Annotated in this window: 17 protein-coding genes, 1 tRNA gene and 1 other RNA gene; 13 read left to right on the plus strand and 6 right to left on the minus strand. The window is 37.6% G+C overall.

The window, feature by feature from the left end:
• Window positions 1–125: 125 nt before the first annotated feature.
• The 3 genes from SSAL8618_RS09830 to SSAL8618_RS09840 form a co-directional block, all read right to left on the minus strand.
• Window positions 126–1271, minus strand: coding sequence for a low temperature requirement protein A (locus SSAL8618_RS09830; RefSeq protein ID WP_014635148.1), 1146 nt, complete (start codon window positions 1269–1271; stop codon window positions 126–128).
• 347 nt (window positions 1272–1618) lie between these two features.
• A complete protein-coding gene (locus SSAL8618_RS09835) occupies window positions 1619–2629 on the minus strand; it encodes a YeiH family protein (protein WP_003009857.1) in 1011 nt (336 codons plus the stop codon).
• Between the two features lie 315 nt (window positions 2630–2944).
• Window positions 2945–3454: a helix-turn-helix domain-containing protein gene (locus tag SSAL8618_RS09840; RefSeq protein ID WP_014712806.1), complete on the minus strand. Its 510-nt coding sequence runs from the start codon at window positions 3452–3454 to the stop codon at window positions 2945–2947.
• Window positions 3455–3661: 207 nt separating this feature from the next.
• Here SSAL8618_RS09840 and SSAL8618_RS10945 point away from each other — a divergent pair, with 207 nt between their 5' ends.
• The 4 genes from SSAL8618_RS10945 to SSAL8618_RS09855 are packed head-to-tail and all read left to right on the plus strand — an operon-like array spanning window position 3662 to window position 6208.
• Window positions 3662–3856: a hypothetical protein gene (locus SSAL8618_RS10945; protein WP_072903616.1), complete on the plus strand. Its 195-nt coding sequence runs from the start codon at window positions 3662–3664 to the stop codon at window positions 3854–3856.
• 33 nt (window positions 3857–3889) lie between these two features.
• On the plus strand, window positions 3890–4867 hold the full coding sequence (locus tag SSAL8618_RS09845) for a replication initiation protein (protein WP_038676890.1): 978 nt from the start codon (window positions 3890–3892) through the stop codon (window positions 4865–4867).
• A gap of 11 nt (window positions 4868–4878) precedes the next feature.
• On the plus strand, window positions 4879–5067 hold the full coding sequence (locus SSAL8618_RS09850; protein WP_002903611.1) for a DUF3173 domain-containing protein: 189 nt from the start codon (window positions 4879–4881) through the stop codon (window positions 5065–5067).
• A gap of 1 nt (window position 5068) precedes the next feature.
• Complete coding sequence (locus tag SSAL8618_RS09855) at window positions 5069–6208, plus strand: site-specific integrase (RefSeq protein ID WP_014635152.1); 1140 nt, start codon at window positions 5069–5071, stop codon at window positions 6206–6208.
• A gap of 86 nt (window positions 6209–6294) precedes the next feature.
• Here the strand turns inward: SSAL8618_RS09855 and SSAL8618_RS09860 are convergent.
• From SSAL8618_RS09860 to SSAL8618_RS09865, 3 genes are all read right to left on the minus strand, one after another.
• A tRNA-Lys gene (locus SSAL8618_RS09860) sits at window positions 6295–6367 on the minus strand.
• A gap of 1 nt (window position 6368) precedes the next feature.
• A non-coding RNA gene (ssrS, locus tag SSAL8618_RS10495) (6S RNA) lies at window positions 6369–6563 on the minus strand.
• Between the two features lie 86 nt (window positions 6564–6649).
• Window positions 6650–7918, minus strand: coding sequence for a replication-associated recombination protein A (locus SSAL8618_RS09865; RefSeq protein ID WP_002885641.1), 1269 nt, complete (start codon window positions 7916–7918; stop codon window positions 6650–6652).
• Window positions 7919–8087: 169 nt separating this feature from the next.
• On the opposite strand from SSAL8618_RS09865, the gene rpmB reads away from it, so the two are divergent.
• The 9 genes from rpmB to nrdG all read left to right on the plus strand — a co-directional run bounded on the left by rpmB (window position 8088) and on the right by nrdG (window position 14994).
• Window positions 8088–8276, plus strand: coding sequence for a 50S ribosomal protein L28 (rpmB, locus tag SSAL8618_RS09870; protein WP_002885786.1), 189 nt, complete (start codon window positions 8088–8090; stop codon window positions 8274–8276).
• Between the two features lie 126 nt (window positions 8277–8402).
• On the plus strand, window positions 8403–8669 hold the full coding sequence (locus SSAL8618_RS09875) for an IreB family regulatory phosphoprotein (protein WP_002885737.1): 267 nt from the start codon (window positions 8403–8405) through the stop codon (window positions 8667–8669).
• On the plus strand, window positions 8669–9088 hold the full coding sequence (gene ruvX, locus SSAL8618_RS09880; protein ID WP_022496180.1) for a Holliday junction resolvase RuvX: 420 nt from the start codon (window positions 8669–8671) through the stop codon (window positions 9086–9088). The genes SSAL8618_RS09875 and ruvX overlap by 1 nt, the downstream gene beginning before the upstream one ends.
• A gap of 105 nt (window positions 9089–9193) precedes the next feature.
• On the plus strand, window positions 9194–9499 hold the full coding sequence (locus SSAL8618_RS09885) for a DUF1292 domain-containing protein (RefSeq protein WP_002887079.1): 306 nt from the start codon (window positions 9194–9196) through the stop codon (window positions 9497–9499).
• Between the two features lie 212 nt (window positions 9500–9711).
• Window positions 9712–11358 (plus strand): hypothetical protein, encoded by a 1647-nt coding sequence (locus SSAL8618_RS09890; protein WP_038676894.1) that lies wholly within the window; start codon window positions 9712–9714, stop codon window positions 11356–11358.
• A 98-nt stretch (window positions 11359–11456) separates the two neighbouring features.
• A complete protein-coding gene (gene nrdD / locus SSAL8618_RS09895; protein WP_002885751.1) occupies window positions 11457–13661 on the plus strand; it encodes an anaerobic ribonucleoside-triphosphate reductase in 2205 nt (734 codons plus the stop codon).
• An 89-nt stretch (window positions 13662–13750) separates the two neighbouring features.
• Complete coding sequence (locus SSAL8618_RS10895; RefSeq protein WP_002885877.1) at window positions 13751–13882, plus strand: hypothetical protein; 132 nt, start codon at window positions 13751–13753, stop codon at window positions 13880–13882.
• Between the two features lies 1 nt (window position 13883).
• Window positions 13884–14384: a GNAT family N-acetyltransferase gene (locus tag SSAL8618_RS09900; RefSeq protein WP_002885693.1), complete on the plus strand. Its 501-nt coding sequence runs from the start codon at window positions 13884–13886 to the stop codon at window positions 14382–14384.
• Window positions 14385–14388: 4 nt separating this feature from the next.
• Window positions 14389–14994, plus strand: coding sequence for an anaerobic ribonucleoside-triphosphate reductase activating protein (gene nrdG, locus SSAL8618_RS09905; protein ID WP_002885801.1), 606 nt, complete (start codon window positions 14389–14391; stop codon window positions 14992–14994).
• Window positions 14995–15002: the final 8 nt, after the last annotated feature.

Consider the following 15002-nt stretch of genomic DNA (forward strand, 5'->3'; position numbering starts at 1 on the left):
CAACATTTACTCGAACTCATCCTCTAGAGCTTCACTAGCAGTTCTGTAAGCTAAACATTTTCGTGGTCGGTGATTGATATCATATAAAGCCTTGGTTCCCAAAGCTTTTTTATGTTATAAACTCATTAAAAGAACCCCCAGTTAGATTTGGAATATTTTTTATTCTGTGTCACATAAAAATAAATAAAATGAATGGCTATAGCTAGAGCGAAGATGGTTGCAATACTCAGCACTATTGTAGGATTCGAAGCGAAAACCAAAGAGAGAATCAAGGCAGCCAGATAGAGTGTCGCTTGAGCACAGTAGTAACTTTTCGAATAGCGAAGATAGTTTTTGTTATAGGGCCCATTTGCTAGGACAGCAGCTTGGAAGAGGCCAATTCCGATATAAAAGAAGCTGATTGCAACGAGAAGATTAGCCTCAGGATTCAGAAGAAAACCCATCGAAACTGTCATCAACATAAGCCCAATGAAAATAGGATAGTGACTATAAATTATAAATAATCCCTTTTGATTGGATCCTTCGTCAATAGCATGGTCAAATTCACCAAAATAAAACAAGAACAGAGAAAGCATGATAACGAAATTAAGAACCGAATATATCGAGAAATTCTCAACTGTAAAGAAGTTAACTAGCCCAATAACCATCTCTCCAAACGTAATAATGACAAGAAGGGAGACGCGCTCGATTAAATGGGGAAGATTTACTTGGAAATGCTCATCTTTAGTAATCAAGAAAATTGGCACAATAAATGTTAGCAGAATACTAGCAATAAAGATATAGACTCCAACGTAAATAGGAAAAAGAGCTGCCAGATAGACTCCTAAGCTTTGTAGACCTGTCAACCATAGAAAACCTTTGATACTTTCCCGATCAGCACTATCGGTTGATCCTCTAAAAAACTGAACCAAATATTGAAAAAATAAGGTAAGGGTTAATGTGCCAACAGCCCAACAGGTATGATAGTACCATTGTTGCCAATTGTATCCAATCATATTGGATATAAAGAGCATAAGTCCCATGTTGATAAACATGATTACCATGTTAAATAACGAGTTTGTTCCATAGCGATTGGTATAAATGGTTTGAATCATCCAGGAATTGATGATAACCATGACAGAGATGAAGAAATCAAGTAAAGAGTCCCAAGCCAAAACACCGTTATGAATAGGGTGAATTAAAGCAGTTGCTTTTGAAATTGCAAAAACAAACACTAGGTCATAAAATAGTTCTGAAAATTCTACACGTTTATGCTTAATAAGAGTTGCCATCTTAAGACCTTTCTATTCTAGAAGTACAATTTATTATAACAGAAAATGGTAATGAGAGAAAAGGAGATGCTTAAATAACTTCATGTGACGCGAATTGTCAAAACCTTGGAGCACATTTACCTCATGTACCAACTCACAGGCAGAGTGTTTGATGATTGATAATGAAGAATGGGTAATGAAAAAATTATCGAAATGGATAGGGAATATCCCTTTTTATTTTGCTTTAAATCAGATTTTTGGATGGAATAGTAGATGATAAGACAAAATATCTTTGAAGATACAAAAAGACAAACGCCAAAAATGACGTTTGTCTACGTTCTGAGGTAGCCTTTAGGCTCCCTTTTTTCTTAGAAAATACCGATGAGTAATTGCATGCCAAGACTAGTCAGGATGATAGCAATCCAGCAAAGGGCTCCAAGAAGAATGGATTTTCCACTGGATTTGATCATAGCAACGAGGTTAGTTTTGAGACCAATAGCACTCATAGCCATGATGATGAGGAATTTGGAGAGCTGTTTGAGAGGTGAAAAGAAGCTATTGCTAACACCAAAAGAAGTAAGGACGGTAGTTAGCAGAGAAGCTAGGATGAAGTAGAGAATGAAAACGGGGAAGATTTTTTTAAGCTTTACTCCTTGGTTGTTGTCTTGTTGACGGCTTTGCCAATAGGAGAGGAAGAGAGTAATAGGGATAATAGCTAAGGTACGAGTCAGTTTGACAATGGTTGCAGATTCTAGAGTATTGGTATGATACAGACTATCCCAGGCGCTAGCTGTGGCTGTTACAGAGGAAGTATCGTTGACCGCAGTACCCGCAAAGAGAGCAAAACCTTCGTTGGAGAGATGGAGCCAAGAACCTAGAGTTGGAAAGATAAGAGCTGCCAAGACATTGAAGAAAAAGATAACAGAAATGGCTTGGGCTACTTCTTTTTCCTTGGCGTGAATAACAGGAGCAGTCGCTGCAATGGCAGAACCGCCACAGATAGAAGAGCCTACCCCAATCAAGGTAGCTAGCTTTGTATCCATGTTAAAAAATCGTTGGAAAAAGAAAGCAATAATTAAAGCGATAGAAATAGTCGAAAGGATGACAGGAAGGGAAGATTTTCCAACTGCGAAAACTTGAGAGATATTGAGTCCAAAACCAAGTAAGATAACAGCATACTGAAGCAATTTTTTGGAGCTATAAGTCAAACCAGCATCCAGTTGTTTATAGGGAGTGAGAAAGGGGTAGAGAATCATTCCGATAAAAATGGCGAAAACAGGTGCTCCCACAACAGGCAGAAAGCCTCCTAAAACCCAAGAGATGATAGAAATGATCAGACAGACTAACAGTCCTGCCCAATTTTTTGATAGAAATGACATAAAAACCTCCGAAAATAAATACTTCTTATTATAATCTTATCTGTCAGAAAAGTAAAATAGAAAGTAGGAATAAGGTTGTAAATTAACGGAATTTTGCGGTCAGAGAGCTTTTGTAGTTTAATAGATATATGTTCTTTGATCAATAAGGATGCAAATGTGGCATATGTTATTGAAAAAAATGAATTTGATGAGCCTGGATATGTGAAGTAATTATGTGAGATAAGAAAATAAATAAGAGAGTTGAAAATGTACTGCACCCCAAAAGTTAGACAGAAAAAATCTAACTTTTGGGATCAGTACATATCCTCGCTTTTTTTAATCTAATAGGTCCTTATTTTCAATTAAGAGTTCTAGTGGGGATTTATCTCTTGCTACAATAAAACCAGGTTCATATTGGTTATGAAATGTTCTTTTCTGAGAAGTTGGATCAATATACAACTCATCTCCATCTTCTGTGTATAGCTGGTTGCCTCTTGTTAGGTAAAGTAAATCCTCTAAGTACTGTCCATCAGTTTGTAGAAAATGTTCGATGTATTTGACAGCCTTTAAGATCTCACTTACTTTATCAGAGTATTCATTCGATTCAAGAACACTCTTTTCTAATTCAATCTCCTTACTCGTTCCAAAAAGTTGAGTTGGAGTTGCATTAAAATATTCTGCTATCTTATCTAAATTTGCAAAGGTAGGATAGCTTTTTTGTTTTTCATAATCAGAGATGGACTGTTTACCAATTCCTAAGTCTTCAGCTAGTTGAGTTTGACTTACTCCTTTTTCTATGCGTAGTCGTGCCAAATTGGGTCCAAAATTTTGAATAATAAAGGTCATGGGAAACTCCTGTTTTTATTTTTAACTTATTTTATCACCTGTAAACTTACAAATCAAGTTTTTAGTTGACTACCCCAAATATTTTTTGTAAAATATATTTATAACTTATAAATAAGTTATAAATGATACAAAATAGCTCATATGTTTAGGAATAGTGAGTGAGGAGGAAGTTGAAGACGAGACTATGACTTATGACTATTCGAAGCCTTGGAGCTAGAAATTGTGTGGACAAGGACAAGGGACGAGCCTGACGGGAAGTCAGGCGAAGTCCTGCGGACTGCCGTCCAGACAATTTCTAGCCAAGCAAAAGCTGGCTATTCTAACAGCCAGCAAAAAGGGACACTTAGGACAACGTCCAAAGAACGACGGAACGAGCAAACGTTGATTTTACGGTGTTTCTGAGGCCTAAAAAATCTAAAAGAAGGGGGGACAATTTTGTTGGTTTCTATACAAGATTTAAGAAGCATTCAAGAACGATGTGATGTAGGAGAATTAGTACAGAGGTTAGATGTCAGTATCGATAGACTAACGGTTATCTGGGATACTGATACTGGTTCTCTAAGACGGATTTTCAAAAATCTGAAACAGGCAATAAGTACAAGAGTTGACTCATTTGAAATACATGATAACGTGCGAGATGATGTCTTTACTTTAGCTAAAGATTTTAATGAGTATGATTCAATCAATATTATATTTTTTCAATTATCCACTTATGGAGGTGAACAATTGATTCGGATTGATTTCAATCCTAACACTTTAAAAGAATTTGATGGAATGAAAGTATGGAGGCAATTAATGTACTTTGCCAGATTGAATTCATTGACGGTACGATTGTCTCGTTTTGATTTGGCATTTGACATTCTCAACAGGCCTGAGATCGTTAATTTGCAACATATTAAAGGTGGTGTTACCCATAAGGTCTTCTATGGTCGAGGGGGCGAATTAGAGACGAAATATTGGGGTTCTAGCGGTAGTAATGTACAAGTTAGGTTATATGATAAGAATAAAGAAATCATTGCTCACAAGCGTGAAGAGAAGCTAGATTTGGCTGTAAATCCGTTTTGGTGGAGACTAGAGTTCCAACTCAGAACCAAAGCGATTGGGGAGGAGATGGTCCAAGATATTATGAATCGACTTGATAATTTCGGATTTTATAAGCTAGATCATATTCGAGTGGAGCAAAGAGCATTTACAATTATCTTTGTCAACAATCCTGAACTGTTGTCATTGGCTTTTCCAAATTTAAAATCAGATAGCATCAAAAAGAAAAAAACAAGAGTCCGCAAACTATTGAGAGAAGAAACGAACCAATTTGCGGAAGAATTAAAAGAAGTATTAATACAGAATCTCCCTAAATTAAATACAGAATTACAACTACTTGTAGGTGAGTTTCTGACTTTAGAAAATCAATAAGGAGGATAACTATGGATCATAATTTAATTAGCAACAAAGAATTAATTGAAATGGGCTATCGCCCTCACACTGCAAATGATATCATCCATCAGGCAAGAGAATTACTTGTCTCACGAGGCTATACATTTTATAATCGCAAACGTTTGATGGTTGTTCCAAAAAGTGTTGTAAATGAGATTCTAGGAACTGAGGTGGCGTAATATGGCAAGTGTTCGTTATCGAAAGCGAGGAGATAGTAATTTATGGACCTATGAAATTCGTAGCGAAGGGAAAACTGTTGTTCATAATAGCGGTTTTAAAACAAAAAAACTTGCAGAGTCAGAAGCTGAACCGATTCTGCAAGAACTTCGTTTAGGAAAAAGAATTTCTAGAGATATTTCTCTTGTAGATCTGTATCAAGAATGGCTTGAACTAAAAATTCTACCGAGTAGTAGGTCGGAAGAGACAAAGAAAAAATATCTTCTCCGTAAAAACACAATTGAAAGATTATTTGGAAATAAAAAAGTCACTCAAATTCGTGCGAGTGAATACCAAAGAATTATGAATAAGTATGGACAAACAGTTGGTAGAAATTTTCTTGGTAGATTGAATACTGGGATTCATCAGAGCATCCAAATGGCAATTGCCGACAAAGTTCTAATTGATGATTTTACACAACATGTCGAGTTATTTTCATCCAAAGAACAACAGATGACAGAAGAGAAATATTTACATACAGAAAGGGACTATCTGGATTTACTTTTAGCAGTAAAGAAAAAATTTGATTACCAACGTTCAATTGTTCCTTATATCATCTATTTTCTATTAAAAACAGGCATGAGGTTTGGAGAGTTAATAGCGTTAACTTGGAATGAAGTTGACTTTGACAGAGGACTGCTAAAAACATATAGGAGGTTTAATACCCTTTCTCATAAATTTGTCCCTCCAAAAAACAAAACGTCTATTCGGATGGTACCGATAGACGAAGAATGTATTAAGATATTACAAGACCTAAAAATTGAACAGGAGAAGGCTAATAAAGAGCTAGGAATCAAGAATAGGTATAAAATGATTTTTCAGCATTATGGATATATTCACTTGGTACCAGATATTGCAAGTGTCAATAAAGCTTTGAGTGTTCTTTTAAATGAATTAGATATTTATCCAATTATCACGACAAAAGGAGCACGTCATACCTATGGAAGCTACCTCTGGCACAAAGGATTTGACCTTGGAGTTATTGCAAAAATTCTAGGGCATAAAGATATTTCAATGTTAGTAGAAGTATATGGACACACTTTAGAAGAGAAAATTTTTGAAGAATTTAATCAAATTAGAGATGTCTGGAAAGATTGCTCATAAAAAAATGTGGGGCAAATGATGGGGCAAATCAGTTATAGACAAGCAAAAAAGCCTTATAAATCAAGGCTTTTTCCTGTTGATTTAGATGCCCCCTACAGGGCTCGAACCTGTGACCCATGGATTAAGAGTCCACTGCTCTACCAACTGAGCTAAGGAGGCTGGATGCTGTATTGGTACCGATGATCCACCGTTTGTATTGAACCCGCGACGTAAAAAAGCAGGTGGGCGACTCGCTACTAACTTCAGTTGCTTCTGGGTGAGCCAGCCTGCACACTGTTAATAGACCTCTGTCTCCCGATAATACAAAAATTAGTCGGTCAACACTTATATGTGGATTCGTATACCACAGCAATTTCTATGTTTTTATAATACCACTTTTGAAAATTATTGCAAGAGGAAAAATCAATTTTATTGCAATCGTTTTCGTTGATTCCTCTCGTATTACCTAGATAACTTATCGATCCGTTCTTTATTAGCTCCAAGAGCTCTTTCATATTTCCCGGTTTCATTGGGTTGGAAATAATTCACACCTCTTAATTTATCCGGAAGATATTGTTGTTTGACCCACTTTTCAGGATAAGCATGGGGATACTTGTAATCTTGTGCATTGCCCAGTTCCTTGCTTCCAGCATAGTGTCCATCTCTCAAATGACGAGGAATAGGTAAATTCCCTGATTTTCTAAGGTCTGCCAAGGCAGCATCCATAGCCATATAAGCCGAATTCGACTTAGGAGATAAAGCTAAGTCAACAACTACATTGGCAATCAAAATACGCGCCTCTGGGAAACCTACTTTCTGTGCAGCTTCCAAAGCTGTAACCGTGTGAACTTGCGCATCAGGATTAGCTAAACCAATATCCTCGTACGCAATCACAGTCAAGCGTCGTGCTAGACTAGGGAGATCTCCTGCTTCAACCAAACGTGCTGCATAGTGAAGACTGGCATTAACATCAGAGCCTCGAATAGATTTTTGCAAAGCAGAAAGTACATCATAGTGTCCATCACCGTCTTTATCCATGGTGATATAGCTACGTTGTAAACTATTTTCCACTGTATCTAAAGTAATATGGCGAAGCCCATCTTCTGAAGCTGGCGTCGACATGACAGCTAAATCTAAGGAATTATAAGCCGAACGTAAATCACCATTAGTAGCCGTAGCAATAAAATCTAGAGCATCCTCATCTAACTGGACATCAAAGTCAAAGCCACGCTCCTTGTCCTCTAGAACACCTAGTATAGCTTCCTTAATATCCTCGTTAGAGAGTGGTTCCAACTCAAATATTTGTACACGACTACGGATGGCTGGTGTGACAGAAAAAAACGGATTCTCCGTTGTAGCCCCAATCATGATAATATTACCATTCTCTAAGAGTGGCAATAAAAAGTCTTGTTTAGCTTTATCCAAACGATGAATCTCATCTAGAAGCAGAACTAAGCCACCTGAAAATTTAGCCTCTTCCGCAATTTCCTGTAGGCGTTTCTTGCTATCAACAGTAGCATTAAAGGTTCTAAAAGCAAATTTTGTTGTTCCTGCAATAGCACTAGCTATTGAGGTCTTCCCGATTCCTGGTGGCCCGTAGAGAATCATTGACGACAGCATATTCGCTTCTACCATACGGCGAATAATTTTACCTTCACCAACCAAATGCTTCTGACCAATCACCTCTGAAATTGTACGTGGACGCATGCGTAGAGCAAGATTATCTGGCATCTTCTCTCCTTTTTTAACTGATTTTTTCTTATTATAATAAGCATATACTATTTTGTTATAAAAAGAAATTATAAATAGTTCTTGTCAAACCTAAATTCTTATGATAGAATGTTTTGGTATGTGGTGCTAGCACATCCGTAATAAATTCTACCTAGGAGGAAAACACGAAATGGCTAAAGTATGTTACTTTACAGGACGTAAAACTGTTTCTGGAAACAACCGTTCACACGCTATGAACAAAACTAAACGTGCCGTTAAACCTAACCTTCAAAAAGTTACTATCCTTGTTGATGGTAAACCTAAAAAAGTTTGGGCTTCAGCTCGTGCGCTTAAATCTGGTAAAGTTGAACGCGTTTAATCTTATTGGATATTAAGAGAGATGGCTTCAGTCGTCTCTTTTTTTGTTCATCGTCTTTCCCTTTTGGCTATACTTATGTTATAATAAAGAACTAACAGATAATTCTTATAGAAAGAAGGTGTCAGTATGGGATTTACAGATGAAACTGTTCGTTTCAACCTAGACGACGGTAGCAAAGATGAAATCAGTAATACTTTGACAAATGTCTACCGTTCGTTAGCTGAGAAAGGTTATAATCCTATCAACCAAATCGTCGGTTATGTTCTGAGCGGTGACCCTGCTTATGTTCCGCGTTATAATGACGCCCGTAACCAGATTCGTAAATACGAACGTGATGAAATCGTTGAAGAACTCGTTCGCTATTATCTTAAAGGAAATGGAATTGACCTCTAATGCGAGTAATGGGACTTGATGTTGGCTCAAAAACAGTAGGAGTTGCGATTAGTGATCCCCTCGGTTTTACAGCCCAAGGCGTTGAAATTATTAAAATTGACGAGGAGGCTGAAGAGTTTGGTTTCGACCGACTAGGCGAGCTCGTTAAAGAATATAAGGTAGAAAAATTTGTTGTTGGTCTTCCTAAAAATATGAATAACACTGAAGGACCACGTGTTGAGGCAAGCAAAGCCTATGGTTACAAAATCAAGGAAATCTTTGGAATTCCTGTAGATTACCAAGACGAACGCTTGACAACTGTTCAAGCCGAGCGTATGTTGGTTGAACAAGCAGATATCAGCCGTGGTAAACGTAAAAAAGTTATTGATAAATTAGCTGCCCAACTTATTCTACAAAACTACCTCGATCGAATGTTTTAAGAAAGTGTAATAGAGACCTAATAGTCAAGTGACAATCTAGTAAACTGCCAAGCAATATACTAGATTTCCTCACTATTCAGTGCTCTCTACAAAAAGGAGAACAATATGTCACACAATCACGACCACAACCATGATCATGAAGTCATCACTTTAGTAGACGAACAAGGAAATGAAACACTTTTTGAAATCTTGTTGACTATTGATGGACGCGAAGAATTTGGTAAAAACTATGTTCTTTTGGTACCAGCTGGTGCTGAAGAAGATGCTAATGGAGAAATTGAAATCCAAGCATACTCATTCACTGAAAATGAAGACGGTACTGAAGGCGACCTTCAACCAATCCCTGAAGATTCAGATGCTGAATGGGATATGATTGAAGAAGTTTTCAATAGCTTCATCGATGAAAACTAAAAAATAATCAATGCCATAGGCAAAGAAATGACTTGTTAAAAAGAGATTGGGATATTGTATCTCAGTCTCTTTTTTAGATATTTTTTTCTTAAATGTAAGAAATTAGAGGAAAATTGACTAAATGGTATTATCTGATATACTTTAAATAAGACAATTAGGGGATAAGACCCTTTTATTTATAACTATCCAAATGTCAACAAAGGAGTTTAATTGTGAGTCCATACAACGAAGACAATACTTTAGATTCAAGTGGCTACCAAGGTTATCATCGAAGCCACCATCAATCTCATATACAAGATAATCAATCCGAAAAGATTGAAGTGACAATTCAGGGACATACAGAAGAATCAAATTCGTCTCAAATAGAGAAAAAAACTAAGATTTCACTTCCATGGAAGCATAGAGGCCATATCCTGATTCTCAGTTTGATTTTGAGTATTTTTAGTATATCAGTTCCCTGCTTTACAGACTTTGCCAATAATATACAGTCTCAAAACCTTTACATTGCAAAAATGTTTGCCAATGGTAGCTTACCCTACTCTGACTTTTTTGCGACAGGCGGCTTCTTTTATTACTTACTAGTTTCTCTGGCTTTCCGTTTAGGATCAACTCTTTGGCTGATTCCTATTCAATTCCTTACCTACTATCTTTCTGGAAGTTACCTTTACAAGACTGTCATGCACATGACAAACAAGAAGGAAATTGCCACTCTAATTAGTATTATTTTCTATGTCACTAATGGAACACTTGGTTTTGGTGGTCTCTACCCTATCCAATTTGCTATGCCTTTTGTCCTAGGTGCCATCTTCTTCTTAACTCGTTACTTTGCGGGTCACAGTCGTGATGAAGCCTTTATTCTTTACGGCTTCGCTGGCACTGCGGGAGCTCTTTTTGAAGCTCGAACTCTTATTTTCTGGATATTGTCACTTGTGACAATCTTCGTTTACAACCTTGTCAACAAACACTTTGCTCGTGGTTTTTATCAAGTTCTTTGTATTATTTTTGGTAACATTCTAGTATTGTATCTATGTCTTTACTTTATCCTAAATTTACAAATTACATCGGACTATATTAACCAAGTTTTGGTTTACAACTTTACACAACTCGCTGTAGAAAAAAATGACTTTCTACTTACGTTAGCTTACCAAAGTTTTGCTGTTATAGGCTCTGGATTACTTGTTGGTGCACTGACTACAAGCAACCACCTTCTTGGCGATGCTAAAGATAAGAGCATCAAGTGGGTACTACTCCTTAGTTTTATCTTTACAGTAGTTTACAGCTTGTTCTCTCAAAGCTTTGGGCTTTACAGTATTCTCAACATCGTACCTTATGGTCTAGTCTTGACAGCACTTTCTTTAGATGATGCTATTAAAAAGAGAGCAGAGCGAACTTCTCACCGACGTCGTAATGGTAACCAGATTCACACACTTAAAGTTTTTGGTATCTTCCTTAGTCGTAATTACTTCTTACCTATTGCAGTCTTTGCATTTGCTTTCGCGATGCCAATCATTATATTCCTATTTAATTTAGGAAATAATACTGAACGTAGTACTGTTGCAAATTACCTCGCTAAAAATACTAAGAAGGATGAAACTATCTACGTTTACGATTCATCAGCAAAAATTTATTTGGAAAGCGGTCGTAAAGCAGCCTCACAATTTGTTCTTCCAGAACTTAACACAGCTAAATCTAGTCATCAGAAAGCTCTCTCAGATACTATTATCCAAGATTCAGCACAATATATCGTTGTCCAACAAGATACACAACTACCTTCTGATGTTAAATCTACACTTTCAAAAAACTATAAAAAAGCCCCTGTAAAAGGCGTTGAACGATACACTGTTTACGTCCTAAAATAGGTCAAAAAATCAATATATAGTGGTTGAGATAAAAATATACCACAATATATTGATTTTTTTTTGCCTAGTGCTATAATTAGTAGCGAGGTGATTTTTAGATGATTACATTAGAAAAAGAAAAGGTTACAATCAACCCTGATATCAAAGTCATCAAACGTGATGGTCGTATGGTTGTCTTTGATTCAAGTAAAATATATGAGGCTATCCTAAAAGCAAGTGAAGCTATTACACCTATCACACCCTTGATTGAAGCAAAGTTGGAGGGAATTGCCAACCGTATTGTTGCTGAAATCAATGACCGCTTCACTCAAAATATCAAAATATATGAAATCCAAAGCATAGTAGAGCACGAGTTACTCGAAGCTAACGAATATGCTATCGCTCAAGAATATATCAACTATCGTACCAAACGTGATTTTGAGCGTTCTCAGGCTACTGACATCAATTTCACCATTAGTAAACTTGTTAATAAAGACCAGGCTGTTGTTCACGAAAATGCTAATAAAGATAGCGATCTTTACAATACGCAACGTGATTTAACCGCAGGAATTGTCGGAAAATCTGTAGGACTTAAGATGCTTCCTCCACACGTAGCAAATGCTCATCAAAAGGGAGATATCCATTTCCACGATTTAGACTACAGCCCTTACACACCTATGACCAACTGTTGTTTGATTGACTTCAAAGGCATGTTGGCAAATGGTTTTAAAATTGGTAACGCTGAAGTTGAAAGTCCTAAATCCATTCAAACTGCAACAGCACAAATTTCACAAATCATCGCAAATGTTGCCTCTAGTCAATATGGTGGCTGTACTGCAGACCGTATCGATGAGTTTTTAGCTCCTTACGCAGAACTTAACTACAAAAAACACTTAGCTGATGCTAAAGAGTGGGTAGCTGAAGAAAAACGTGAAGACTATGCACGCGCCAAAACGCGTAAAGATATCTACGATGCTATGCAATCTCTTGAATACGAGATTAATACGCTTTTCACTTCGAATGGACAAACTCCCTTTACCTCCCTCGGTTTCGGTTTAGGGACAAACTGGTTTGAGCGTGAAATCCAAAAGGCTATCCTACAAGTTCGTATTTTAGGACTTGGCTCCGAGCACCGTACAGCCATTTTCCCTAAACTCATTTTTACCTTAAAACGTGGACTTAACTTAGAGCCTAGCTCACCTAACTACGATATTAAGCAACTAGCTCTTGAATGTGCAACAAAGCGTATGTATCCAGATGTCTTGTCATATGACAAAATCGTTGAATTGACAGGTTCCTTTAAGGCTCCTATGGGATGTCGTTCCTTCCTCCAGGGGTGGAAGGATGAAAATGGTGTTGAAGTTAATTCTGGACGAATGAATCTGGGTGTTGTAACCCTTAATCTTCCTCGAATTGCCCTAGAATCTAAGGGAGACCAAGATAAATTTTGGGAAATTTTTGAAGAAAGAATGGGAATTGCCAAAGATGCACTCGTCTACCGAGTTGAACGTGTCAAAGAAGCTACACCTGCTAATGCACCTATTCTTTATCAGTACGGGGCCTTTGGCCAACGTCTAGGTAAATTCGATAATGTAGATCAACTCTTCAAACATCGTCGTGCAACTGTATCACTTGGTTATATTGGGCTTTATGAAGTAGCATCCGTTTTTTATGGTAGTGACTGGGAGACTAATCCAGAAGCCAAAGCATTCACGTTAGATATCGTTAAATCTATGAAAAATGCTTGTGAAAGTTGGTCTGACGAATATGATTATCATTTCTCTGTTTATTCAACACCATCAGAGAGTTTGACGGATCGTTTCTGTCGTTTGGATACTGAAAAGTTCGGTGTCGTGACTGATATCACAGATAAAGAGTATTACACCAACTCTTTCCACTACGATGTTCGTAAAAATCCAACACCATTTGAAAAATTAGAATTCGAAAAAGCTTACCCCGAAGCTGGCGCAACTGGTGGATTCATCCATTACTGCGAATATCCAGTTCTCCAGCAAAATCCAAAGGCACTCGAAGCTGTCTGGGACTTTGCTTATGACCGTGTCGGTTACCTCGGAACGAATACTCCAATTGATAAATGCTACAAGTGTGACTTTGAAGGGGACTTCACCCCAACAGAACGTGGATTCATGTGTCCTAACTGTGGCAACACAGATCCTAAAACAGTTGATGTTGTCAAACGTACTTGCGGCTATCTAGGAAATCCACAGGCACGCCCAATGGTTAAAGGACGCCACAAAGAAATCTCTGCTCGAGTCAAACACATGAACGGTTCAACCATAAAATATGAAGGTAAACACCTTTAATAAGACCTAGAATACATTATAATAAACTAGAAGCAGCTGGATGATACCTTCCAACTGCTTTGCTTATTTCATTTTTAGAAAGGAATATAATGGGAAAATATCAGTTAGATTATAAAGGTATGCAACAAGTGGAACGTTACCACGAAAAAAATGCAACTGTAAAAAACGATAAAAAAGCACGTGTCCAAGCCCTTTTGAAAAAAGCTGGAAAGAAGAAATAATATGATCTTACGCCGACCGAGTCAAACAGATAAAGAAGCTATCTTAGAGATGATGGCTGAATTTGAAAGGGAGCAATCTGCTCATGATGGTGGATTTTGGAACCCCGACAATTTTGTTTATGAAGAGTGGCTGGAAGAAAATATTCAAGCGGAAGCGGGACTCAATATTCCTGAAAACTGGGTTCCTGCTATCCAGCTGGTTAGTTTTGACGAAGCGGATCATGCTCTTGGTTTCCTCAACCTTCGTCTCCGATTAAATGACTACTTACTAGAAAAAGGGGGCCATATTGGCTACTCTATCCGTCCATCCGAACGAGGAAAGGGTTATGCGAAAGAATCACTCCGTCAAGGCTTACAAGTAGCTAAAGACAAGAATATTCATCGTGCTCTGGTCACTTGTAGTATCAAGAATCCTGCTAGTCGAGCTGTTATATTAGCCAACGGTGGCCAGTTGGAGAACATTCGCCATGAAACTGAGCGCTATTGGATAGATTTGGAGTAGAATCATGACATGGAATACACCAAAACCACAGGAATGGAAGTCTGAAGAACTTAGCCAAGGACGTATTATTGACTACAAAGCTTTTAATTTCGTTGATGGTGAAGGCGTGCGTAACTCCCTTTACGTCTCTGGTTGCATGTTTCATTGCGAGGGATGCTATAACGCTGCCACCTGGTCCTTTAAGGCAGGAATTCCCTATACTAAAGAACTTGAAGAACAAATCATGAGGGATCTAGCTCAACCTTACGTACAAGGTCTCACGCTACTTGGTGGTGAACCCTTCCTAAACACAGGAATTCTCATTCCCCTAGTCAAACGCATTCGTGAGGAACTCCCGGAAAAAGATATCTGGTCTTGGACTGGTTATACTTGGGAGGAGTTGATGCTTGAAACTCCTGATAAACTAGAACTTCTTCAACTCGTTGACATTCTCGTTGACGGCCGCTTTGACATCACTAAAAAGAACCTTATGCTCCAGTTTCGAGGATCATCTAATCAACGTATTATTGATGTCAAAAAATCTCTTAATCAAGGAGAAGTCGTTATTTGGGACAAGCTAAATGACGGTCAAACGAACTATGAACAAGTCGATCGTAAAGATATGCTATAAAAAAGTCT

The sequence above is a fragment of the Streptococcus salivarius genome, from assembly GCF_000785515.1.
In the GTDB taxonomy this organism is placed as follows: Bacteria; Bacillota; Bacilli; order Lactobacillales; family Streptococcaceae; genus Streptococcus; species Streptococcus salivarius.